Consider the following 20,785-nt stretch of genomic DNA (forward strand, 5'->3'; position numbering starts at 1 on the left):
CGTGTGGTGGGGCGTCAGCGCGAGATGATGTGCGCGAACCACTCCCACCCGCGGAGACGGGCGGTGATCAGCTTTACGCAGGTCAGCATCGGTACGGCAAGCAAGGCGCCGGGAATGCCCCACAGCCAGCCCCAGATCAACAGCCACAGCAGGATCGCCACGGGGCTGAGCCGGGAACGGCGCCCCTGCAGCATCGGCGTGAGCATGTTGCCTTCGATGGCGGTGATGCCGGCGAACGTGGCGGCCGGCAACAGGGCCGGGCCCAGTTCCTGGAAGTGCAGCACGCCCACGATGGCCAGCACGGTCGTGGTGGTGATCGCGCCGACGTACGGAATGAAGTTCGCCACGGTAGCTACCGTGCCCCACAACAGCGGGTCGGGCACGCCGTAGAGATAGAGCATGCCGGCGGTGACCAGCCCCAGCGTCACGTTGATCGCCGCGGTGAGCAGCAGGTAGCTGGATACTTCCACCTGGATGCTGCGCACGATGCTCACCGTGTGCCGCTTGTAGGCGAAGGTGGGCGATATTTCCACGGCACGCCGCAGGATCTCGTCGCCGTACACGAGGAAGAAAAACACCAGCAGGGCCACCGTCAGCACGCTGGCCAGCACCTTCGGCGCACCAGCCACGATGTCCCAGGCGGTGAAGGCGAATCCCGTAGCCGCCTGTGGCGCGTTGCGCGCGACCGCGCCGCCGACCAGGTTCTGCGTGGCCCGGCTGGCCGCTTCGATCTGCTGCGTCATCGGCTTGATCTTGGGCGCGAACGCCCGCATCGCCGTCGGCGCCTCGTGGAACCAGTTCAGCGCGGGCGTGGACAACGTGGCGATGGCCGAGACCAGCCCGACGCCAAGCATCACCATGACGGTCACCGCGGCCAGCCAGCGCGGGATGCGCACGCGCGCCGCGGCGGCGACGATGGGATTCAAGGCCAGGCCCATGAAACCGGCCAGCACCAACGGCACCAGCAGCGACTTGCCCAGCACCACGGTATAGACCAGCGCCAGCAGGATCATGCCGGTGAGGGATATGCGGATCGCCTTGAGGTGCCGCGAGATGCGACGGGTGCTGCGACTGCTGCCGGGCTTGCGACGGGGCCTTACGGGCAGGGTCGCCAGCGCCGCCCCGGGCGCCGCCGTCGTCGACAGGGGCGTAGTCAACGACCCGGGCGGCTCGCTCATGACGCGTCGTCGGCTACGTCGGCCGTATCGGCGGCGTCCCCGGCAAGATCGCCGAGCAGGCTGCCCGTGGCCATCGAGATCACCTTGCCGATGATGTCCGCGGTGCCGCCGGCCACCAGGCCGCTGACGCCTGGCACGGCAAGCGGGTTGAGCTTGATGTTACTGAGGAGAAAGCCGGCACCGGTGGCGATGCCCACCACGGTGAGGGGATGTTCGTAGCCGCGGGCGATGATCGACGCCGCCGGTTCCACCACCTCCGCACGCGCCGCCGTGACGCGCGCCTTGGCGGCAGTGACCTTGGCCATGCTTCTGAAAATACCCATCGTCTAGACCCCTGCCTTCGCTTCGCCTTCCGCCTTGCCCTGGCGCACCGCTTCCCTGGCCAGGCTGGCCAGTTCGTTACGAGTACCGGGAAGGCTGATCCAGTGCATGCAGCGCTTGAACACGAGGATCGCAGCCACCAGCAATACCAACTGCAGGCCAGCCAGGGCGGTGAGCGCCCACGCCCAAGAGCCGAACCACTGGGCAAGACCCCAGCCAGCCAGCGCCAGCAGCGTAAGTCCCAGCGCCACGGCAAAGACGATGGCGGCCAGGCCCATGAACAGCATCATGACGATGCCTGCCCGCGCCAGGCCCAGCTCCGCACCGGCCAGGGCGAACTGCGCCGCGAACAGGTTCTTCAGGCCGCCGCCCAGACGACGCAGGTCGTCGATCCAGGCAGGCATCGTCAGGGACGGGCGCGCCGGACCCGCGCTATCCGCGGTCGGTTCGTTCACGTCGCTGCGCCCCGAGGGAATGTCTTCCTGCATGTGTCATTGCCCCCGGGACAAAGGATCAGTTGCGAAGGATACGACCAGCCAGCCAACCGGCGGCAAGCGCCATGGCGATGGACTGTACCGGCTTCTCGCGCACGTAGTCGCGGGCGGTATCGAGCCAGTCGTTCGCGGTGTCCACGGCATCGCCATAGACTTCCTTGCCGCGCACCTTGGCTTCCTCGGCTTTTTCGGCGGCACGCGTGGCGCCCTGGGCGGCCTTGTCGGTGGCCGTGTGCAGCGTGTTTTCCACCTTGTCGGCAGCACGGTCCACGGCGTCCTTGGTGCGGTCCACGGCGTCGGAGGTAGCCTGCTTCACACGCTCGGCGCGCGCGTCGATGCGCTCGGCGGCCGACACGTTGTTCGCGGCGGCGGTCGCTGCATTGGCAGCCTGGTCGAGGGGATTGTTCATGACGTGCACTCCGAAAGGACGGGATGGGACAAGTTAGAGCGGAGGGGGTGATGCTGGAGTCATCGCAAGCGCCGGCGGCCTGGGCCGCCGGCTCGCGTCGACCTTACCGGCCTCGGCCGCGGAAGAACGAGATGATGGCCAGGATCAGGAAGACGATGAACAGGATCTTGGCGATGCCGGCCGCAGTACCCGCGATACCGCCGAAACCGAAGACAGCCGCGATGATGGCGATGACGAGGAAAACGAGAGCGTAATGCAGCATGGGGAAAATCTCCGGCAGAATGGGACGCGACGCCATTTAGTCCCGGACCCTGCGCAGACCGCGTGAAGCCGCGCCGTCCTGCTCAAAGGCCGTTCAGGCTGGCGCGGCGTCCAGTCACTGTCCGCCTCAGCCGCGAACCCGCGGATTGAGCGAATACGTACCGGTGATGACCGCTTCGTCCACCACGTGGCCTTTCATCACGTCACGCAGTTCGGCCAGGTTGAAGCCGGTTTCCAGCGGGAGCGTGTCCACGTCCAGGGCGTACACGTGGAAATGGTAATGGTGGGCGATGCTGTCGTTCCAGGGCGGGCATGGGCCGTCGTAGCCATGGTAATGACCTTCCATGTCGCGGTCGCCCTTGAACCAGCCCGTGTAGTCGTTGATGCCCTGGACCGATCCGGGCGGTCCCACCGGCTCTTTCTTGCCACGCGGCACGATGCCCTCGCCGCAGGCGCCTTCGCCCAGTTCACGGCACTCCACGGGGATATTGGCCATCAGCCAGTGGACGAACTCCACGCGCGGCAGGTCGTGGCGCACTTCGCGGCCTTCGACGTTGACGTCGTCGGGCTTGGAGGGCACGTCGGTGTCGATCACGGCGATGACGAAGGATCGGGCCGTGTTCGGCACCTCCGTCCACGCCAGGTGCGGCGTCACGTTACCCGCCGGCTTCACCGGTTCGCCGAGGTCCATGAACGCATAGGTGGCCGGGATCGGCTTGCCGTGCTCGATGCTGTCGCTCTTCAGTCGCATGGGCTACTCCTGTTGTATCGCAGCACTTCATCACGTGGCGTGTGTAGTCCTTGCAGTGAAACCAGGGACTCAGCCGGCGATGGCGTTGAAGCGGGCCGCGATGTAGTCGTCGGTAAAGCTGGTCATGCTGAAATCGCGGATGAAACCGCAGTGCCCGCCGTGGTTGGCGATGTCCAACTCGATGTTGGGCGGCAGGCGGAGCTGGTGGAACGCGGCGATGGGAATGACCGGGTCGTCGCGCGAGGTGAGGATGGTGGCCGGGACGTGCAGGTCCATCAGGCGATCGCCCGCGACCGAGTAGCCGTCGAGGTAGGCCTCGAGCGAATCGAAATCGGTATGCCGGAGCACCAGCGAGCTGGTGAGGTCGCGCATGTTCTGCTTCAGCTCGTTCAGCTCGAAATACGTCTGCTGCGGGAAAGCCTGCTGCTTCAGGCGCAGCGAGCGGCGCCACTTGTGCATGAAGTAGGCGTTGTAGAACCACGGCGCTTCGCTTTCCAGCGAAAACAGGCCCTCGCTGGGATCGATGATCGGGCACACGGCCAGCGCGTAGTCGAACGACACGCCCTGGGTGGGCGCGAGGATGCCCGCACGCAACGCGAAATTGCCACCCAGCGAGAACCCGGCCACGCCGACCACGCGCGAGGGAAACATGCGGGTGATCTGCCCGAGCGCCGTCACCACCTCGTCGATGCGACAGGAATGGAACAGTGCCTCGTTCAGGCCGTGGCTGTCGCCGTGGTCGCGAAAGTTGAGGCGAAACACGTCCCAGCCTTCCTCGATCAACCGGCTGCCGGTCTGCAGCACGTAGGTGGAATCGACGCTGCCCTCCCAGCCGTGGAAGAGGATGGCCAGCCCGCGGGATGCCCCGCCGGTGGTCTGCGCCGTATAGCGGCCGCTGAGTCGATCGCCCTGGCCCACGTCCACCAGCACTTCGACCGACCCTTCCTGCACCTTGTGCGCGCGCCGGGGCAACAGGCGCCGACGGATGCCGCTGGAGGAAAGCATGGTCTGCACATGGCCGCTGCGCAGCGGCCATGGCGGATTCAGGTCGATGCCCTTGGGCAGGCTCATGCCGGGGTATCGGTATCCAGGGCCAGGGCGATGCGCTCGCGCGAGGCCTCCGCCATGCGGCGGCGCCCATCGTCCGACACCGGCACGGGCTGGAGGAAATGCACTTCGACGTCGAGCGGACGCTCTCCCAGCAGGCGCAGGAAATTGCCCATGAAGCTCTCGTCTTCGCGGAAGCCCGCATCCACGATGCGGCGACCGTGGCGCGCGAAGCGCAGGGCCACGGGCTGTACCGGTACCGCGGCATCCAGCGCCGCCTGGAAGATGCGGGCATGGAACACCCGCAGCACGCCGTTGTGGCCGGTGCCGCCCTCGGGGAACACGGCCACGGCACGCCCCTCGCGCAGGCGCTCGACCATCACCGCCATGACCGACGCCAGGGAGTGGTTGCTGCCGCGGCGATGGAAGATGGTGCCGCCGCGGGCGGCCATCCAGCCCACCAGTGGCCAGCCGGCGATCTCGGCCTTGGCCACGAAGCAGGCCGCGCGCTGCGAATGCAGCAGCACGATGTCCAGCCACGAGGTGTGGTTGGCCACGAACAGCACCGGGTCCGGCAAGGGCGTGCCGATGCGCACGCTGCGGAAGCCGAAGATCCGCAGCAGCAGGGTGGACCACAGGCGGATGGCGCGGTGGCCGAAGGGCTCCTTGCCGTCCTTCATGACGCCACCGGCCCAGCTCAGGATGGCCGTGCAGATGAAGATGCCGAACAGGATGTGGAGCAATAGCAGCGGCACACGCCACACATAGCGCAGCGGGCGCAGGGGATCGCGCGGGGTCGGGTTGGCGTCGGTGGATTCCATCAAGCACACAAGATTAACGACCGGCGGACCCTGCCGCTAGGGGAATTTCTCAATCTCGTTGTGCCGCGTGGGCTTGGGCATGGTCAAGCGCGGGCGTTCCCGAGCGGCAGGGCCGTCGAAGCCTTGACCGTCCGCAACACGAAGCTGGTGTTCACGTCGGCCACTCCGGCCGCGTTGAGCAGCCGGTCGAGAAGAAATTGCGAGAAGCCGTCCAGATCGGCGACATAGACCTGCAGCAGGTAGTCCATGTCCCCGGTGAGCGCATAGCAGGAAACGACTTCTTCCCAGGTGGCGACCGACTCGGTAAAGGCGTCGATGGCGGCCGACTCGTGCCGCGACAGCTGCACCCGGACGAAGGCCTGCAGGCCCAGCCCGATCGCGCGGGGCTCCAGCCGCGCGCCGTAGCCACCGATCACCCCGTCCGCCTCCAGCTTCTGCACACGGCGCAGGCAGGCCGAGGGCGACAGGTTGACCTCGGTGGCCAGCTCCGCGTTGGTGATCCGGCCGTTGGCCTGCAGCGCGCCCAGGATGCGTAGATCGGTCCGGTCGAAGGTAGCCTGCACGTTTATAGCCTTATTCAATGTATTGGCGCACGTATATTGCACCTTTGCACACGCATGGAGCAACGAGACAACCCTATTGCGCGCATCGGGCGCTAATCTGTTGCTCTCACCACCGAAATACCACGCCAGGAGTTGCGCCATGGAGAATCCACGCCGCGTCGAGCACCAGCAGACAGACCGCGGTTACGTTCCGGTGTACGCCACCGGCACCGTGGAGCAGCCGTGGGCCAGCTATTCGAAGACGGACCACGACGTGTGGGACACCCTGTACAGCCGGCAGCGGGCCCTGCTGCCGGCCTATGCCTGCCAGGAATTCCTCGATGGCGTGGAACGCTTCGGCCTGGGCGACGGCGGCATTCCGCGCTTCGACGACCTGAACCGCGTGCTGGGCGCGGCCACGGGCTGGGAAGTGGTCGCCGTGGAAGGCCTGCTGCCGGACGAGGTGTTCTTCGACCACCTGGCTCACCGCCGGTTTCCCGTGAGCTGGTGGATCCGCCGTCCGGACCAGCTGGATTACCTGTCCGAGCCCGATCTGTTCCACGACCTGTTCGGGCACGTGCCCCTGCTGCTCAATCCCGTGTTCGCCGACTACATGCAGGCCTACGGCAAGGGCGGCATGAAGGCCCATGCCATCGGGCCGGAGGCCTTGATGAACCTCACGCGCCTCTACTGGTACACGGTGGAGTTCGGCCTGATCCGCACGGACGCCGGCCTGCGCATCTACGGGGCGGGCATCGTCAGTTCCAAGAGCGAGTCGATCTATTCCATCGACTCGACCGCCCCCAACCGCATCGGCTTCGACCTGGCCCGGGTGATGAACACCCGCTACCGGATCGACTCGCACCAGCAGACCTACTTCGTGATCGACGACTTTGCCCAGCTGTTCGAGGCCACCGCGGCCGATTTCACCCCGGTCTACGCGCGGCTGGCCCAGGGCCAGGCCGTGGCGGCCGCCGAGGTGCTGCCGACGGACACCGTGTTCCATCGCGGCAGCCGCGAAGGCTTCGTTTCCGGAGGAGATAACTGAGCCTCAACGGCGGCCTAACGAACGTCCGCTTACGATGGGCCCACGTTCAGTCAACAGGGTGGGTTCAGTCGTGGTCGTCTTCGATATTCCGTTCGAGTCCGTGGGTCCGGGCCTCTGGGTGCTCCAGAAGAATGCGAATGAATATGCCGAGTTCTGCTCGCGCGACGATGCGCTCGAATGCGCACTGGCCGAGGCGCGCCGCATCGAGGCCGCCAATGCGCTGTCGGACATCGTGCTGAACATCGAGGGCAACGACGGGGTATGGCGGGCATTCGATACGTCCATCCGGCCCTACAGCCGCATGCAGGCCGCCTGACACCGCGCCGCCCCATCCACGCCCCGTGTGTGGGTGTAGGAGCCCACGATGTGGGCGATCCCAAACCCGGAAACATTCGTGAAAAGGCCAGCCGCAACGCTGGCCTTTTTCGTTGCCCACATCCCGTTACGGCGTGGATGGCAACGGTGTAGGAGCCCACGATGTGGGCGAACCCTCACCACGGCGGGTGCGAATGAGGCCATGCATCGAAAGCGGAGCATGGCTTCGATGGGTTCACGGAAACGCCGACGGTGATGGGCGGGTGGATTCTTTCGCGATAGGGGGCGCTGAGGGTTCGCGGACATCGTCCGCTCCTACATGGCAATAGGTGGGGTGTGGGTTTGCGGATAGGGTCCGGGGCGCGGGGGCGCGGAAATCGGGGATCGCAAAAAATAAAACCCCGGCAGCCAGGGGAGGAGCTGCCGGGGTCGCGTCGGGTCCAGGCTATCAGGGGAAATAGCGGGACCCGGGACAGAAGGCTATCTAAACGGCCTTCTGCCAACGGGTCGCCTCTCGGCGATCGAATACTTAGATAAGGCCGTTGCCGTGAAGTTCCCGTATCACGGGGGGGTCGTGTTTGGGCTCTGTTTAACTTCGGCGGCCGTGGCGTGGTCGGCCAGCCACGGGCGGACCTGGGCGACCCACAGCGCATAGCCTTTCGGGTTCATGTGCAGGCCGTCGCCGATGAACAGATCGGGCTTGGGCTGACCCTGCGCGTCGATCATGGCGGGTGCCACGTCGAGGAAGGCGACATTCTTCTGTGCCATGGCCCAGGCGCTGATCAGCTTGTTGGCCGCATTGATGGAGGGCAGCAGGGCCACACGTGCCAGGGAGGGCTTGATCGAGATGAAGGCGATGGGCACATCGGGCTGGCCCTGGCGGACCTTGGTCACGAAGGCGGCGAAATCGTCGCGCACCTGTTCGGGGGTGTCGCCGTTCTGCAGGTCGTTGTCGCCGGCGTAGACCACGATGGCGGCCGGCTTGTAGGGCGCCACGATGCGATCGGCGAACGCCGTGGCGTCGTCCATGTCCGAGCCGCCGAAGCCGCGATTGATCACCCGGTAATTCGGAAAGTCGCTGGCCAGGCTTTTCCAGAAGCGGATGGACGAGCTACCGATGAACAGCACCGCGTGCGCGGGTGGCGGGCTGGCGCGGTCGCTGGCCTCGAAGGCCTGGATGTCGCTTTCCCACTGGCTGTGGTCGGGAGCCTTGGCGTGGACGCCGAAGGACAGGACGAGGAAGGTGAGGAGGATCGTCAGGCGTTTCATCCGGAGGAACGTAACCGCTCACGCGCCCGGGGGCAAACCCGGACGATCCACCGCGGTGACCTTGAGCACGGCCTCCACATGCTGGCCGTTCCAGCGATAGATGAAGTGCTCGGCCTGCAGGCAGGGCGCCACCAGGTCCGGATAGAACACCGCCACGCACTCGCCGCCGGGATGCCGCGCGCTGTCGTAGACGATGCCGTTGGAACCCTCCTCGCGCAGGCGGCGGGCGAGCGCGACACTGGCCATGTAGGAATCCGGATCGTGCTCCGCGGGCCAGCCGCCACGGATATCGTGCAGGCGGCCGGCGATGGACGTGGCGTAGCAGCGCACCTGGACATCCGTCGGTGGCTCTCGCGTGGCGGCGAGGAAGGCCTCCCGGTGGTAGACGGTTTCCTCGATGGCGGTGGCCACGGTGTGCGCCGCGTAGAACACGCCCCAGTGGCCGTCCGAGAACCGGCTGCCCTCCGGCGGGATATGGGCGAAGGCGGCCATGATCGGCGTGGTGCCCGGCCCCGCGACCCGACGTCCGGGCGGCAGCAGGCTCAGCGCGCCCATCTCCTCGCGCAGGCGGGGATTGGTCAGCGATTCGATCGCCATCACCGCGTCGATGTCCTTCGCGTCGGCGATGCGGTCGAACAGGCCCACCGGGGGAAACCGGCTGGGAACGATGCGGTAGGCGTGGGCCCAGCGTATCCGCCGTGACGGCGGCAGCGGGCTCATCCGTTCCAGCCGCGCTGGGCGTCCAGGTACTGGCGGACGACATAGAGATCGGCGACGTTGCCCGAGAGCATGCGATCCAGCGCCGAGCGGCCACCGAACAACGGTGCCGCGTTGGCTTTGCGGACCCAGGCGTCGGCCTGGCCGGGCTCGGGGAACAGGATCTGCAGGTCTTTCCAGATGCCCAGCAGGTAGCTGATGCGCTCGATCACGTCACGCCCCGGCGCGCCGTCCTGCATCTTCTTCCACTTGAAGTAGGTGGACTCCGGCGGATCGCCCAGCAGCGTGCGCTGCTCGGCGCCGCGGAGTTTCCAGCGCTCGGCCAGGGCGAAGAAGGCCCGCAGTGCCGGGCCGCCGAGGTCGGCGACGGGTGTCGGACGGGCATGAATCGCAGGCTGCATCGACGACTCCACTGGTGGATACATGATCCATGTTACTTCATGTGTGGATATCGTGGTAGCACGTCGACCGCTGGACCTCGCCCGGACTATCCCGTCAGTGCTTGCGCTGCGCGGCGATCCATTCGTCGACGTGCTGCTCCAGTACCGGCAGGGGTACCGAGCCCAGCGACAGCACCGTGTCGTGGAACGCCCGCAGGTCGAAGCTTTCGCCCAGCGCCTTCTCCGCCTTCTCGCGCAAGGCGCGGATTTTCAGGTAGCCCAGGTCGTAGGACAGCGCCTGACCCGGCCAGCTGATGTACCGGTCCACCTCGTTGGCGATCTCACGCTGGCTCAGCGCGGTGTTGCTGCTGAGGTAATCGATCGCCTGCTGCCGGCTCCAGCCGAGGTGGTGGATACCCGTATCCACCACCAGGCGGCAGGCGCGCCACATCTGGTAGGTAAGGAAGCCGAAGTGCTCGTAGGGCGTGTGGTAGATACCCATCTCCTCGCCGAGGTATTCCGAATACAACGCCCAGCCTTCGCCGTAGGCCGAGATATAGCCGTCACGCCGGAAGTCGGGCAGCCCCTGCTGCTCGGCCGACAGCGCCAGCTGCAACGCGTGGCCCGGCATCGACTCGTGCAGGGTCAGTGCCGGCATGTTGAACAGCGGACGCGACGGCAGGTCGTAGGTGTTGACCAGGTACGTATCCGGGCCACCGCGGCCGGACGTGTAATAGGGCGCGATGTCCGCCGGCACCGGCTCGATCGCGAAACGCTGCCGGGGCAACAGGCCGAAGTACTTGCCCAGTTTCGCGTCCACCTGCTTGGCGACCCACGCCGTGCGCATCAGCAGCTCGTCGGGCGTCTTGGCGTAGAACTGCGGATCGCTGCGCAGGAAGGCCAGGAACGCCGGGAAGTCGCCCTTGAATCCGGTCTGCTGCATCGTCTGCACCATCTCCTTGTGCAGCCGATCCACCTCGCGCAGGCCGATGGCATGGATGGCATCCGGGGTGAGGTCCAGCGTGGTGTACTCGAGAATCTGCTGCCGGTAATAGGCCTTGCCGTCCGGCAGCGACTCCGCCGCCAGGGTGGCCCGCGCGCCGGGCACGTACTCGGTACGGAAGAACGTGAGCAGCCGGCCATAGGCAGGGATCACGTCGCCGGCGATGACCTGGCGGGCTTCCGCGCGCAGCGCCTCGGCGTCGGCCGCCGGAAGCGTCTTCGGCAACGCGGCGAACGGCCGGTACAGGGCGCTGTCCTCCGGCTTCTTCAGGTCGGCGACGGCGGCGATCGATACGTCGCGCCCGTCGAGCACGGCCCGCGGCACCGTGAAACCACGCGCCAGGCCCAGGCGCATGTTGGCGATCTCCTGGTCCATGTACGCCGGGATCTGGCGCAGGCGGTCGATGTACTTGCGGTAGTCGTCGCGTGTGCGCAGGTCGTCGCCGTGCATTACGTACCCGATGTCCGACCAGAACGCCGAGTCGCTGTTGAACGGCATCTGCCACTGCTGGAACCGCTGCGCGGCGGCCAGGTTGGCGACCTGGGCCTGGTAGACCTCGTAGTCCACGCGCACCGTGCCACTCAGCGAGGCCGGATCGATCCGCTTCAGCTGCGCCAGCACGTCGTTCCAGTAAGCGAGACGCTTCGCCTGACTGGCGGCGTCCACCGTGTCCAGCCGACCCTCGCCGGGCTGTGCTTCACCGGAGGTGAGGATCCCGGCCTGGCCGTTGCGCCAGGCCCACTCCTTCGTATAGATCGCCTTGAACGCCGCGTCGGCGGGCGTGGTCACCGGCGCGGCGGCGTGGGCGGTGCCGGCAACGAGGCCGGCGAAGGCGATGGCGCGGATCCAGGGGGACATGCGGGCTCCGAAGGGGGCGGTCAAACCCCGATCATCGCATCCCGTCGCGTGACGCGGCGCTATTCCAGGCCGGCGTAGTGGGTGTGCATGGTGACCAGGTAGGCGTTGATGTCGCGGCCCGGCTGATCGACGAACACCTCGCCCGATTCGCGGCAGCTGGCGATGCGGTCGGGACGAAAGTTGCGGAACGCATCGCGGTGGCGACACCAGGTGCCCAGCGTCCATGCACCGCCCCAGAACGACAGGCACAGCGGCAATACCTCGCGGGTGCTGCTGCGGCCTTGCGCATCGGTGTAGTCCAGGCACAGCACGCGGTGCGCCAGCACGGCCTCGTGCAGGCGGTCGAGCATGGCCGCCACCTCGTTCTGGAACGTGTCGCGCCAGATGGGCGCGAAGATGCGCGACTGCGCGGCGCGCTCGCGCAGGTCGGGGGGCAGCACCGCCTCGATCTTGATCAGGGCGGCCTGCGCCTCGCGCGCCAGCCGCTCGCCGGCGAACGCTCGGACGAACCGCGTGCCCGCCACCAGCGCTTCCAGCTCGCCCGCGGTGAACATCAGCGGCGGGATGTCCGCGCCCTTGCGCAAGACGTAACCGACACCGGCCTCGCCCTCGATCGGCACACCGGAAGCCTGCAGGTCGGCCACATCGCGGTAGACCGTGCGTAGCGATACCTCGAGCGTGATCGCCAGCTGCCGCGCGGGCAGCGCCGTGCGCCGCCCGCGCAGGGCGTTGATGATGAGGAACAGGCGGTCGGCACGGCGCATGGGCGCATCATCGCTGTCTCGTCAGGCGACCGCCAGCGCCTGGGCCTTGGCCAGCGCCGCGTCCTGGGCATGAGCCCGCACCACCGCCGGCCGTGCCATCACCCGATCCACGTAGGCTGTGAACACGTCACGCCGGGGTACCAGACCGAAACCCATCGTCCACGACAGCGAGCTGGCCCAAAGCAGGTCGGCCGCGGTGAATCGTTCGCCGAACATCCACGGACCCGTCGCCAGCTGCGCCTCCAGAAGATCCATCACGCTATCGAAATCGCCATAGGCCGACTGCATGGCCGGCATCGGCTCGTGTTTTGCCCAGCGGTCCATCACGGCCGGCTCGAAGCATGAGCCGTAGAAGGCCAGCCAGCGCAGGTAGGGGCCACGCAGTGCATCGTCCAGCGAGGGCGCCAGCTTCGCCTCGGGGAAAAGATCGGCCAGGTAGATGAAGATCGCCGGCCGCTCGGTAACCAGCTCACCGCGGTGCTCGATCGCGGGCACCTTGCCCATCGGATTGACCTTCAGGTACGCCGGCTGGCGCTGCTCGCCCGCGGCCAGGCTCATCACGTGCAGGTCGTACTGCGCGCCCAGTTCTTCCAGAAGCATGAGGACACTGCCGGAGCGGCTCTGCGGGGCATGGTGGAAGACGATGCGGTTCGGGTTCATGCGGTAGTTCTTCCTTGGTTGTGCTGCGGTGAGGGACGAGTCTGCGCCAGGGCTGCTGACAGCGTTCTGTCAGCAGCCCTCTGGCGCCGTTCACGCCACATCCGGACAATGCGGGTTTTCGCGCCCGAGCCCGTCCGATGACGAAACCGATTTCGCTGATCCAGTTCCTGATCGAAGAAAAGCGCGAGGGGCATATCAATGCCCAGCTCAGCCTGCTGATCGAAGTGGTCGCCCGCGCCTGCAAGCGCATCTCGGTGGCCACCGGCAAGGGCGCCCTGGGCGGTGTGCTTGGTAACGCCGGCTCGGACAACGTGCAGGGCGAGGCCCAGAAGAAACTGGACGTGATCTCCAACGAGATCCTGCTCGAAGCCAATGCCTGGGGCGGCCACCTCGCCGCCTGCGCCTCGGAGGAAATGGAAGACCCGCAGCCCATTCCCGATGCGTACCCCAAGGGCAACCACCTGCTGTTGTTCGACCCGCTGGACGGCTCGTCCAACATCGACGTGAACGTGTCGGTCGGCACGATCTTCTCGGTGCTGCGCTGCCCGGACGGCGTCACCGAGCCGAAGACCGCCGATTTCCTCCAGCCCGGTACGGAACAGGTGGCCGCGGGTTACGTGGTCTACGGCCCGTGCACCCTGCTGGTGCTGACCTTCGGTCACGGCGTGCACGAGTTCACGCTGGACCGTGAGCACGGCAGCTTCGTGCTGACCCGCCGCGCCATCACCATCCCCGCCGAAACGGCGGAGTTCGCCATCAACATGTCCAACCAGCGCCATTGGGAAGCGCCGATGCAGCGCTACATCGGCGAGTTGCTGGCCGGTGCCGACGGCCCCCGCGGGCGTGACTTCAACATGCGCTGGGTGGCCTCGATGGTGGCCGACGTGCACCGGATCATCACCCGTGGCGGCGTCTTCATCTATCCGCTGGACGCCAAGATCACCGGCAAGGGCGGCACCGGCAAGCTGCGCCTGATGTACGAGGCCAATCCCATGGCCTTCATCGTCGAACAGGCGGGCGGTGCCGCCACCACCGGCCGCGAACGGATCATGGCGTTGCAGCCCACGGCCCTGCACCAGCGCGTGCCGGTGTTCCTGGGCTCGAAGAACGAGATCGACGTGGCCACCCGCTACCACCTGGATGCGGACCACACGCGCGACTGATCGTCCCCGGGCGCCAGTGCGCCCGGGTTACGCCATCCCTTCGTCACCCGGGCGCCCTGCCCGCGCCCGATGATCCGCCTGCCCCTTTCCTGGTCGCCGACATGACGTTCCGCCGCGCTCGCACCCTGCTTCCGCTCCTGCTTGCCACCCTGCTCAGCGGCTGTTTCGGCGGGAGCAAGCCCGACCAGCGGGCCGATACGGCCGTACCCGTACTGGCCGCCAAACCACGTATCGGCCTGGCGCTCGGCGGCGGCGCGGCCAAGGGCTTTGCGCATATCGGCGTCATCAAGATGCTGGAAGCCAGCGGCATCCACGCGGACGTGGTGTCCGGCACCAGCGCCGGCAGCGTCGTCGGCGTGTTGTATGCCTCGGGCATGGATGCCTTCCAGCTGCAGGAACAGGCCTTCGCGCTGGACGAAAGCAACATCCGCGACGTCCGCTTGTTTTCCGGCGGGCTGGTGCAGGGGCAGAAGCTGCAGGACTACGTCAACGCGCTGGTGAAGAACACGCCCATCGAGAAACTGCACACGCCGTTCGCGGCCGTGGCCACGCAGCTGGAGAACGGCGACCGCGCCATCTTCATCCGTGGCAACGCCGGCCAGGCGGTGCGCGCGTCCAGCAGCATCCCCGGCGTGTTCGAGCCGGTGGACATCGGTGGCCGGCACTTCGTCGACGGCGGCGTGGTCAGCCCCGTGCCGGTGGATGCGGCACGCCAGCTGGGCGCCGATATCGTCATCGCCGTGGATATCTCCGCGCGTCCCGACGGCAGCAACCCCGGCAGCATGATGGGCGTGGTCGGGCAATCCATCACCATCATGGGCCGCCGCCTGGCGGAGCAGGAACTGGGCCGCGCCGACATCGTCATCCGCCCCAAGGTCGGCCAGATCGGCCCGACCGACTTCGACCAGAAGAACGTCGCCATCCTCGAGGGCGAACGCGCGGCGCTGGCCGCCATTCCGGCGATCCGGGCGAAGATCGCGCAGAAGACCGCCGCCATGGGCAAGCCGCCGGTGCCCGCGCACTGATCGGCGCTTTTAGGACGACTCCCATGGGCAGTTCGTAACTGCCGCGCTAGCGTGAGCGGGCGGGCCGGCCTGCGGCCCGCTTTGCCCGATGCCATGGAGGCTGTATGTATTCCACGCCGTTCCGCACGTTGCATGTCGCGAGCGCCCTGTGTGCGCTCGCCCTCGTACCCGCCGCATTCGCCCAGGACTACGACCCTTCTTCCACCTACACGGAGAACTGCGTCGTCACGTTCAAGGGCGATGTCTTCCGCGCGAAGTGGTGGGTCGAGCCCGGCCATTCGCCCGCCCACGTCGACCAGGTCGCCCACCCGTGGGATACACCCTGGGAGCGCACGGCCAGGGACACGCCCACCGGTTGCCCGGGAACGAACCCACCCGGCCATCCTGGCGATCCGGGCAACCCTGTCGACCCACCCTCGCCGCCACCCGGCAAGCCTCGCGAGGTCCTGCTCAGCCAGTTGCTGGCCGACGAGGCCCGCCTGACAACCGACCCGCTGATGACCGCCGTGCGCGCCTCCATCCGCACGTTGGACAATGCCTCCGTGGAAGCCGTGCAACCGGGTCGCGCGAGCAACCCGGCCAACGTGAGACGCGTGGAATCGATCGTGGACGCGGCGCGCTTCGCCTACCTGTTCCCGCTGCGCGCACCGGAGTATTCCTACCGCGGGCTGCTCCAGGCCGTGGCCAAGTTTCCGGCCGTATGCGCCGACTACGACGACGGCCGGGATGCGGAAGCGATCTGCCGGAAGACACTGGCCACGATGTTCGCGCACTTCGCCCAGGAAACCGGCGCGCATGAATCGTGGCGGCCGGAGGAGGAATACCGCCAGGCGCTGGCCTACGTGCGCGAGATGGGCTGGACCGAGGGCGCGCGTGGCGGCTACAACGGCGAGTGCGCCAGCCAGGGGTGGATCGCCGATACCTGGCCCTGCGGCACCTACGCCGATGGCGCCTTCAAGAGCTACTTCGGCCGCGGGGCCAAGCAGCTGTCGTACAACTACAACTACGGTCCGTTTTCCGAAGCCATGTACGGTGACGTACGAACCCTGCTGGATGCGCCCGAGCGCGTGGCCGATACCTGGCTGAACCTCGCCAGCGCCACGTTCTTCTTCACCTACCCGCAGCCGCCCAAGCCGTCCATGCTGCACGTCATCGACGGCACCTGGCAGCCCAACGCGGCGGATCGTGCGGCGGGACTGGTGCCGGGCTTCGGCGTCACCACGCAGATCATCAATGGCGGCGTGGAGTGCGGCGGCCAGGACGAGCACCTGCAGTCACGCAACCGCATCACCTATTACCGCGCCTTTGCCGCCACGCTCGGTGTGCCGGTGGGAGCCGATGAAGTTCTCGGTTGCAAGGGCATGAAGCAGTTCGCCGAAGGCGGTGCCGGTGCGTTGCCGGTGTATTGGGAAAACAACTGGAGCGAGCAGCCGGGCTGCAAGCTCGTCGGCTACCAGACGGCGTTTTCCGCGCTGAAGCCGGGTGAGTATGTCGCCTGTGTGCGTAAGGCGTTCCCGGATGTGGAGATTGTGGACGATACACGGCGCTGATCTTTCCGTAGGGGGCGCACCGTGCACTTGACTGGGTACGGTGCGCTTTTAGCTGGGGCGTTGGAGCAAGAGCTTGTGCGCGTTGGAGCAAGAGCCGGCGGGTGCCACCCTCGGGGCCACGCCTGCGGCGACCCGTCAAGGAAAGGCCGCTCCGCGGCCGTTTATTGATTGCCCTTCGGGGCGGGTCGGGCTTCGAACGGGGATTTTCGATTCGCCATCCATGGCTCAGCGAAAATGGCCGGCCGTCCTGGCCGGCCCCCTGCGGGCCTTATCCGTTCGAACCCCTCGCCTGCGGCTACCGGCCCCGAGGGTGGCACCCGCCGGCTCTTTCCAACGGTGAGGTTACGTGTGGGAGAGCGTAGAGCCAGGTTTCGCTTCGTAGGTGGGAACGCTCGCCTGCCTGTTGCGCATGGCATCGGTCGCCTTAGATACGTCGAGGGTTCGCGCACGTACGTGCGCTCCTACCCCCAGACCGCAGATCACGCGTTGGATATGCCACAAACTGACCTATCCCTGGGGGTAGGAGCCCACGATGTGCGCGAAAAGCCAACAAAGCGGCGACGCCATACCCCGCACGTCTGCGACCGCTCGCGTCACAACCCACCTCAGTCTTGGAAAGAGCCGGCGGGTAGCCCCCTCGGGGCCGGTAGCCGCAGGCGAGGGCTTCGAACGGAAAAGGCCGCGTAGCGGGGCCGGCCAGGACGGCCGGCCGTTTCCGCTGAGCCATGGAGGGCGAATCGGAAACCCCCGTTCGAAGCCCGACCCGGGCCCGAAGGGCGATAAGAATACGGCCGCGGAGCGGCCCTTCCTTAGCGGGTCGCCGCAGGCGTGGCCCCGAGGGGGCTACCCGCCGGCTCTTGCTCCACGACACCACGGCTCTAAGGCTCTAAGGCTCTAGGGCTCTAACAAACCGTAAACCACAGCGTGTCGAGAGCTTTCGCTTCATCGCTTTGTTGGCTTTTCGCGCACATCGTGCGCTCCTACAGCGATTTGGCCTCAACGCCATCCCGCGTCATCTTTACCGGCAGGATGCTGCCGTCCGCGGCGAAATGCAGTTCGTCGATGCTGGTCGCGCGGTGGTTGCCGTTGGTGTCGCCCAGCGGGTGGCGGTGGTAGACGATGTACCAGCTATCGTCCTTCGCCACATGGAACAACGAGTGGTGGCCCGCGCCGGTGGCGATCTTCGGGTCCTGCTGGAGGACCTTGCCGACGCGGCGGAAAGGCCCGGTGACCGAGTCGCCCACGGCGTACGCCACCGAGTAGTCGGGACCGGTCCATCCACCCTCCGACCACATGAAGTAGTACTTGCCGTTGCGCTTGAACATCAACGGCCCTTCGACGTACTCCGGCGCGGGGGTGATTTCCTTGAACACGGTGCCGTCGGCCATGGGCTCGACGCCGGTGAAGTCGGGTTTCAGCTTGACGATGTTGGCGTGTTTCCAGCCGCCGTAGATCATGTAGTACGTGCCATCGTCGTCGCGAAACACGAACTGGTCGATCGGCTGTGCGCCGTTGTGGAAGGCGCCGATCAACGGCTTGCCGATCAGGTCCTTGAACGGGCCGTCAGGCTTGTCGGCCACGGCCACGCCGATGCCGCCGACTTCCTTGTCGTTCTGGATATCGTTGGCGGCGAAGAAGAAGTAATACTTGCCATCCTTCTTCACCAGCGCTGGCGCCCACAGCGCCTTCTTCGCCCAGGGGATGTCACGCATCGACAATACGTCGGCGTGCTTCGTCCAGTGGACCAGGTCGGGCGAGGAAAACGCGTCGAAATGGTTCTGCTGGGCGTAGGGCAGCGAGGTGGTGGGATAGATCCAGTAGGTGCTATCGAAGATGGCCGCCTCCGGATCGGCGTACCAACCGGGAAATACCGGGTTGCCGGCATGCCCCGGCGGCGGCGCGGCCAGCGCGCCGAAGGATACGCACGCGGCAAGCACCGCGCCCCCGATGAACCTGCCTAGCCGCATGCCGATCTCCCGTTCGCCCGAGCCGAACGTCCGACCATAACGGTTCGGACGTCCGGAATCCACGGTCGATCAGAAGCGGTAGCTGGCGTTACCCATGATGCTGCGGCGTGGGCCGTAGAAGCAGTCGCCACGGGCAAGGCAAGTGGCGCTGTACGCCTGGTCGGTGACGTTGGCGGCATTGACGGAGAAACGCCACGGCCCCTGCGTGTAGGCCACCATCGCATCGAACAGTGTCTTGCGCGGCACCACGAGCGTGCCGGTCTCGTCGTAGTTGGTGCCGATGTAGCGTGCACCGATGCCGAAGCTGAAACCGTCGCTGTCGGCGTCGTTCACATGGTAGACGCCCCACGCCGAGGCCTGGTTCTTCGGCAGGCCCGCGACGATCGTGCCGTCGTCCGGACGCGCCTTCGTCCAGGTATAGGTGCCGATGAGGTCGACATGGCTGCCGAGGCGTGAGCTGCCTTCCAGCTCCACGCCGCGGGTTTTCGCGCGGCCCGCCTGGATCTGGTTCAGCGGATTCTGCGGATCGGGCGCGAGTCGGTTTTCCTCACGCAGGTCGAAGTACGTCGCGGTGAGCAGCGTCGAACCGCCGACCGGCTGGTATTTCAGGCCGGCTTCGTACTGCTTGCCGCGCAACGGCTCGTAGGGGCGGTTGTAGAAATCCAGGCTGTCCAGCGGCTGGAACGATTCGGTATAGCTCACGTACGGCACCAGCCCGTTGTCGAAACGGTACATCACGCCGAAGCGGGAGGTGGTCGCGTTGTCGACGGAGCGGCTGTCGCCGGTGGTCAGCGTGGCGCGGTCGTGGCGCACGCCCACCGTGCCGATCCAGTGCTCGCCCCAGTTGATCTGGTCCTGCACGTAGAACCCGGTCTGCCGCGTATGGCTGGACGGTGCCGGCAGGATGTCGGGCGGCACGAAGCCGTTGCCGTAGACCGGTGCGTACAGGTCGAACGGGACGAGGTCCACGCCGTTGCCCTTGCGGCTGTCGGTATGCGAATAGCCCAGGTCCGCGCCGAGCAGCACACGATGATGCATGCTGCCTGTGTCGAAATCGCCCTCGAGACGCGTGTCCGTGACGAAGCGCTTGTGCCGGCTGAGGGCTATGTAGCTGTAGCGCGACACCGTGCGCTGATCGTCGTCGAGGAACGGATACGCAGGGTTGGTATAGACGTTCGGGTAGAGCGAGCGGTAGTCCACGTTGTCATGCGAGTAGCGCGCGTTCTGGGTGAACTTCCACGTGTCGTTGAAGCGGTGCTCGAAGAATGACGACACCGCGCGCTGGTTCGTGTCGTAGCGATCGAAGCCGGGCTCGCTGACGAAGCGGTTCGTCGGGATGCGCCCGTTCGGGTTGAACAGCAGCGTGCCCGCGTGCGGCAGGAAGTTCAGCGAGGAGCCGTTGTGGTCGAACTGCAGGTTGGCGAGTACGGTCCAGCGGGTGTTGTTGTCGGGCTGCCAGGTGACCGAGGGGGAGATCGCCTTGCGGTCGTCGGATACGTGGTCGATCTGCGAGTCGGCGTCGCGCACCACGCCGATCAGGCGATACGCCCAATGGCCGGCCGCATCCAGCGGGCCGGTGAAGTCGAAGGCGGCCTGCTTGCGCGCGTTGTTGCCGACCTGCACCTGCACCTCGTGCGCCGCGGTGAATTGCGGACGCTTCGACGTGAGACCGATCAGACCGCCCGTGGTGCCTTGTCCGTAAAGCACGGACGAGGGGCCACGCACCACCTCGATATGGTCGAGGAAGTAGGGCTCGGTGCGTGCGTAGGAGCCACCGAACGACTGGCGCAGGCCGTCGAGGTAAGAGGTGAACGACGCGCCGCGGACGAAGGCGTCGTCGCCACGGCTGTCCACGCCGTAGGCATCGGAGCGCACGCCGGCCGAGTAGCGCAGCGCGTCCTGCACCGTCAGCACGCCCTGGTCGAGCATCTGCGTGCCGGAGATGACCGACACCGCCTGCGGCGTTTCGACGATCGGCGTATCGGTCTTCGTCGCGCCCTCGGCGTCCTGCCGTGTGTAGCCCTGGTCGAGCTTGACGCCATGCACGTCGACGGCATCCAGTTGGACGGCCTTGTCGGTGCGGTTCGTGTCTTGGGCAAAGGAAGCGTGCGAGGCCAATACCCCTGCGATGAGCAGGGGCAGCGCCTTCTTGGGAAGGATCATGAGCATGGGTCCGTAGCGGGGGAATGTCGCGGTTAACGCGAACGAATCTCATTACCATGATGCCGCACATGTGGCAGGT

At 66.6% G+C, this 20,785-nt stretch carries 22 protein-coding genes; 5 read left to right on the plus strand and 17 right to left on the minus strand.

From position 1 onward, the window contains the following. Positions 1–14: 14 nt before the first annotated feature. The 9 genes from ACVKN3_RS06545 to ACVKN3_RS06585 all read right to left on the minus strand — a co-directional run bounded on the left by ACVKN3_RS06545 (position 15) and on the right by ACVKN3_RS06585 (position 5,851). Positions 15–1,178, minus strand: coding sequence for an AI-2E family transporter (locus tag ACVKN3_RS06545; protein WP_354513427.1), 1,164 nt, complete (start codon positions 1,176–1,178; stop codon positions 15–17). Further along, positions 1,175–1,501: a hypothetical protein gene (locus ACVKN3_RS06550; RefSeq protein WP_354513425.1), complete on the minus strand. Its 327-nt coding sequence runs from the start codon at positions 1,499–1,501 to the stop codon at positions 1,175–1,177. The genes ACVKN3_RS06545 and ACVKN3_RS06550 overlap by 4 nt, the downstream gene beginning before the upstream one ends. 3 nt (positions 1,502–1,504) lie before the next feature. After that, complete coding sequence (locus ACVKN3_RS06555; protein ID WP_354513423.1) at positions 1,505–1,987, minus strand: ABC transporter ATP-binding protein; 483 nt, start codon at positions 1,985–1,987, stop codon at positions 1,505–1,507. 25 nt (positions 1,988–2,012) lie between these two features. Continuing rightward, positions 2,013–2,402 carry a DUF883 family protein gene (locus ACVKN3_RS06560; RefSeq protein ID WP_285403786.1) on the minus strand — a complete coding sequence of 130 codons (390 nt, stop codon included), beginning with the start codon at positions 2,400–2,402 and terminating at the stop codon, positions 2,013–2,015. Between the two features lie 103 nt (positions 2,403–2,505). Further along, positions 2,506–2,664 carry a DUF1328 domain-containing protein gene (locus ACVKN3_RS06565; protein WP_036143663.1) on the minus strand — a complete coding sequence of 53 codons (159 nt, stop codon included), beginning with the start codon at positions 2,662–2,664 and terminating at the stop codon, positions 2,506–2,508. A 126-nt stretch (positions 2,665–2,790) separates the two neighbouring features. Continuing rightward, a complete protein-coding gene (locus ACVKN3_RS06570) occupies positions 2,791–3,414 on the minus strand; it encodes a YbhB/YbcL family Raf kinase inhibitor-like protein (RefSeq protein ID WP_354513421.1) in 624 nt (207 codons plus the stop codon). 69 nt (positions 3,415–3,483) lie between these two features. Continuing rightward, complete coding sequence (locus ACVKN3_RS06575) at positions 3,484–4,485, minus strand: YheT family hydrolase (RefSeq protein ID WP_285403781.1); 1,002 nt, start codon at positions 4,483–4,485, stop codon at positions 3,484–3,486. Continuing rightward, on the minus strand, positions 4,482–5,282 hold the full coding sequence (locus ACVKN3_RS06580; RefSeq protein WP_285403779.1) for a lysophospholipid acyltransferase family protein: 801 nt from the start codon (positions 5,280–5,282) through the stop codon (positions 4,482–4,484). Before ACVKN3_RS06580 ends, ACVKN3_RS06575 begins: the two co-directional genes overlap by 4 nt. Positions 5,283–5,365: 83 nt before the next feature. Beyond that, a complete protein-coding gene (locus ACVKN3_RS06585; protein ID WP_285403975.1) occupies positions 5,366–5,851 on the minus strand; it encodes an Lrp/AsnC family transcriptional regulator in 486 nt (161 codons plus the stop codon). 133 nt (positions 5,852–5,984) lie between these two features. Here ACVKN3_RS06585 and phhA point away from each other — a divergent pair, with 133 nt between their 5' ends. Further along, positions 5,985–6,872, plus strand: coding sequence for a phenylalanine 4-monooxygenase (phhA, locus tag ACVKN3_RS06590; protein ID WP_285403776.1), 888 nt, complete (start codon positions 5,985–5,987; stop codon positions 6,870–6,872). Between the two features lie 70 nt (positions 6,873–6,942). After that, on the plus strand, positions 6,943–7,188 hold the full coding sequence (locus tag ACVKN3_RS06595; protein WP_036138582.1) for a hypothetical protein: 246 nt from the start codon (positions 6,943–6,945) through the stop codon (positions 7,186–7,188). A 560-nt stretch (positions 7,189–7,748) separates the two neighbouring features. On the opposite strand, the gene ACVKN3_RS06600 is transcribed toward ACVKN3_RS06595, so the two are convergent. From ACVKN3_RS06600 to ACVKN3_RS06625, 6 genes are all read right to left on the minus strand, one after another. Then, complete coding sequence (locus tag ACVKN3_RS06600) at positions 7,749–8,456, minus strand: SGNH/GDSL hydrolase family protein (protein ID WP_354513419.1); 708 nt, start codon at positions 8,454–8,456, stop codon at positions 7,749–7,751. Between the two features lie 18 nt (positions 8,457–8,474). After that, positions 8,475–9,176, minus strand: a complete 702-nt coding sequence (locus ACVKN3_RS06605; RefSeq protein ID WP_285403770.1) for an RES family NAD+ phosphorylase — start codon at positions 9,174–9,176, stop codon at positions 8,475–8,477. Then, on the minus strand, positions 9,173–9,574 hold the full coding sequence (locus ACVKN3_RS06610) for an MbcA/ParS/Xre antitoxin family protein (protein ID WP_285403768.1): 402 nt from the start codon (positions 9,572–9,574) through the stop codon (positions 9,173–9,175). Before ACVKN3_RS06610 ends, ACVKN3_RS06605 begins: the two co-directional genes overlap by 4 nt. Before the next feature lie 94 nt (positions 9,575–9,668). Then, positions 9,669–11,438, minus strand: a complete 1,770-nt coding sequence (locus ACVKN3_RS06615) for a DUF885 domain-containing protein (protein ID WP_456991411.1) — start codon at positions 11,436–11,438, stop codon at positions 9,669–9,671. Between the two features lie 35 nt (positions 11,439–11,473). Continuing rightward, positions 11,474–12,178 carry a helix-turn-helix transcriptional regulator gene (locus tag ACVKN3_RS06620; RefSeq protein WP_354513416.1) on the minus strand — a complete coding sequence of 235 codons (705 nt, stop codon included), beginning with the start codon at positions 12,176–12,178 and terminating at the stop codon, positions 11,474–11,476. Between the two features lie 21 nt (positions 12,179–12,199). After that, positions 12,200–12,838, minus strand: a complete 639-nt coding sequence (locus ACVKN3_RS06625; protein WP_036138593.1) for a glutathione S-transferase family protein — start codon at positions 12,836–12,838, stop codon at positions 12,200–12,202. A gap of 137 nt (positions 12,839–12,975) precedes the next feature. Here ACVKN3_RS06625 and ACVKN3_RS06630 point away from each other — a divergent pair, with 137 nt between their 5' ends. From ACVKN3_RS06630 to ACVKN3_RS06640, 3 genes are all read left to right on the plus strand, one after another. Beyond that, positions 12,976–14,001, plus strand: a complete 1,026-nt coding sequence (locus tag ACVKN3_RS06630) for a class 1 fructose-bisphosphatase (RefSeq protein WP_285403761.1) — start codon at positions 12,976–12,978, stop codon at positions 13,999–14,001. Positions 14,002–14,102: 101 nt separating this feature from the next. Next, positions 14,103–15,026, plus strand: coding sequence for a patatin-like phospholipase family protein (locus tag ACVKN3_RS06635; protein ID WP_354513414.1), 924 nt, complete (start codon positions 14,103–14,105; stop codon positions 15,024–15,026). Between the two features lie 104 nt (positions 15,027–15,130). Then, positions 15,131–16,576, plus strand: coding sequence for a glycoside hydrolase family 19 protein (locus tag ACVKN3_RS06640; protein WP_354513412.1), 1,446 nt, complete (start codon positions 15,131–15,133; stop codon positions 16,574–16,576). Between the two features lie 980 nt (positions 16,577–17,556). Here the strand turns inward: ACVKN3_RS06640 and ACVKN3_RS06645 are convergent. Further along, on the minus strand, positions 17,557–18,543 hold the full coding sequence (locus ACVKN3_RS06645; RefSeq protein WP_354515750.1) for a glycoside hydrolase family 43 protein: 987 nt from the start codon (positions 18,541–18,543) through the stop codon (positions 17,557–17,559). Positions 18,544–18,612: 69 nt separating this feature from the next. Continuing rightward, positions 18,613–20,706: a TonB-dependent siderophore receptor gene (locus tag ACVKN3_RS06650; RefSeq protein WP_354515748.1), complete on the minus strand. Its 2,094-nt coding sequence runs from the start codon at positions 20,704–20,706 to the stop codon at positions 18,613–18,615. Between the last annotated feature and the right edge of the window lie 79 nt (positions 20,707–20,785).

The sequence above is a fragment of the Luteibacter sp. PvP120 genome (assembly GCF_054055715.1).

Bases quoted from the DNA above. Each gene is read 5' to 3' on its own strand.
- ACVKN3_RS06545 (WP_354513427.1), bottom strand. From the start codon at position 1,178: ATGAGCGAGCCGCCCGGGTCGTTGACTACGCCCCTGTCGACGACGGCG.
- ACVKN3_RS06550 (WP_354513425.1), bottom strand. From the start codon at position 1,501: ATGGGTATTTTCAGAAGCATGGCCAAGGTCACTGCCGCCAAGGCGCGC.
- ACVKN3_RS06555 (WP_354513423.1), bottom strand. From the start codon at position 1,987: ATGCAGGAAGACATTCCCTCGGGGCGCAGCGACGTGAACGAACCGACC.
- ACVKN3_RS06560 (WP_285403786.1), bottom strand. From the start codon at position 2,402: ATGAACAATCCCCTCGACCAGGCTGCCAATGCAGCGACCGCCGCCGCG.
- ACVKN3_RS06565 (WP_036143663.1), bottom strand. From the start codon at position 2,664: ATGCTGCATTACGCTCTCGTTTTCCTCGTCATCGCCATCATCGCGGCT.
- ACVKN3_RS06570 (WP_354513421.1), bottom strand. From the start codon at position 3,414: ATGCGACTGAAGAGCGACAGCATCGAGCACGGCAAGCCGATCCCGGCC.
- ACVKN3_RS06575 (WP_285403781.1), bottom strand. From the start codon at position 4,485: ATGAGCCTGCCCAAGGGCATCGACCTGAATCCGCCATGGCCGCTGCGC.
- ACVKN3_RS06580 (WP_285403779.1), bottom strand. From the start codon at position 5,282: ATGGAATCCACCGACGCCAACCCGACCCCGCGCGATCCCCTGCGCCCG.
- phhA (WP_285403776.1), top strand. From the start codon at position 5,985: ATGGAGAATCCACGCCGCGTCGAGCACCAGCAGACAGACCGCGGTTAC.
- ACVKN3_RS06600 (WP_354513419.1), bottom strand. From the start codon at position 8,456: ATGAAACGCCTGACGATCCTCCTCACCTTCCTCGTCCTGTCCTTCGGC.
- ACVKN3_RS06605 (WP_285403770.1), bottom strand. From the start codon at position 9,176: ATGAGCCCGCTGCCGCCGTCACGGCGGATACGCTGGGCCCACGCCTAC.
- ACVKN3_RS06610 (WP_285403768.1), bottom strand. From the start codon at position 9,574: ATGCAGCCTGCGATTCATGCCCGTCCGACACCCGTCGCCGACCTCGGC.
- ACVKN3_RS06620 (WP_354513416.1), bottom strand. From the start codon at position 12,178: ATGCGCCGTGCCGACCGCCTGTTCCTCATCATCAACGCCCTGCGCGGG.
- ACVKN3_RS06625 (WP_036138593.1), bottom strand. From the start codon at position 12,838: ATGAACCCGAACCGCATCGTCTTCCACCATGCCCCGCAGAGCCGCTCC.
- ACVKN3_RS06630 (WP_285403761.1), top strand. From the start codon at position 12,976: ATGACGAAACCGATTTCGCTGATCCAGTTCCTGATCGAAGAAAAGCGC.
- ACVKN3_RS06635 (WP_354513414.1), top strand. From the start codon at position 14,103: ATGACGTTCCGCCGCGCTCGCACCCTGCTTCCGCTCCTGCTTGCCACC.
- ACVKN3_RS06640 (WP_354513412.1), top strand. From the start codon at position 15,131: ATGTATTCCACGCCGTTCCGCACGTTGCATGTCGCGAGCGCCCTGTGT.
- ACVKN3_RS06645 (WP_354515750.1), bottom strand. From the start codon at position 18,543: ATGCGGCTAGGCAGGTTCATCGGGGGCGCGGTGCTTGCCGCGTGCGTA.
- ACVKN3_RS06650 (WP_354515748.1), bottom strand. From the start codon at position 20,706: ATGATCCTTCCCAAGAAGGCGCTGCCCCTGCTCATCGCAGGGGTATTG.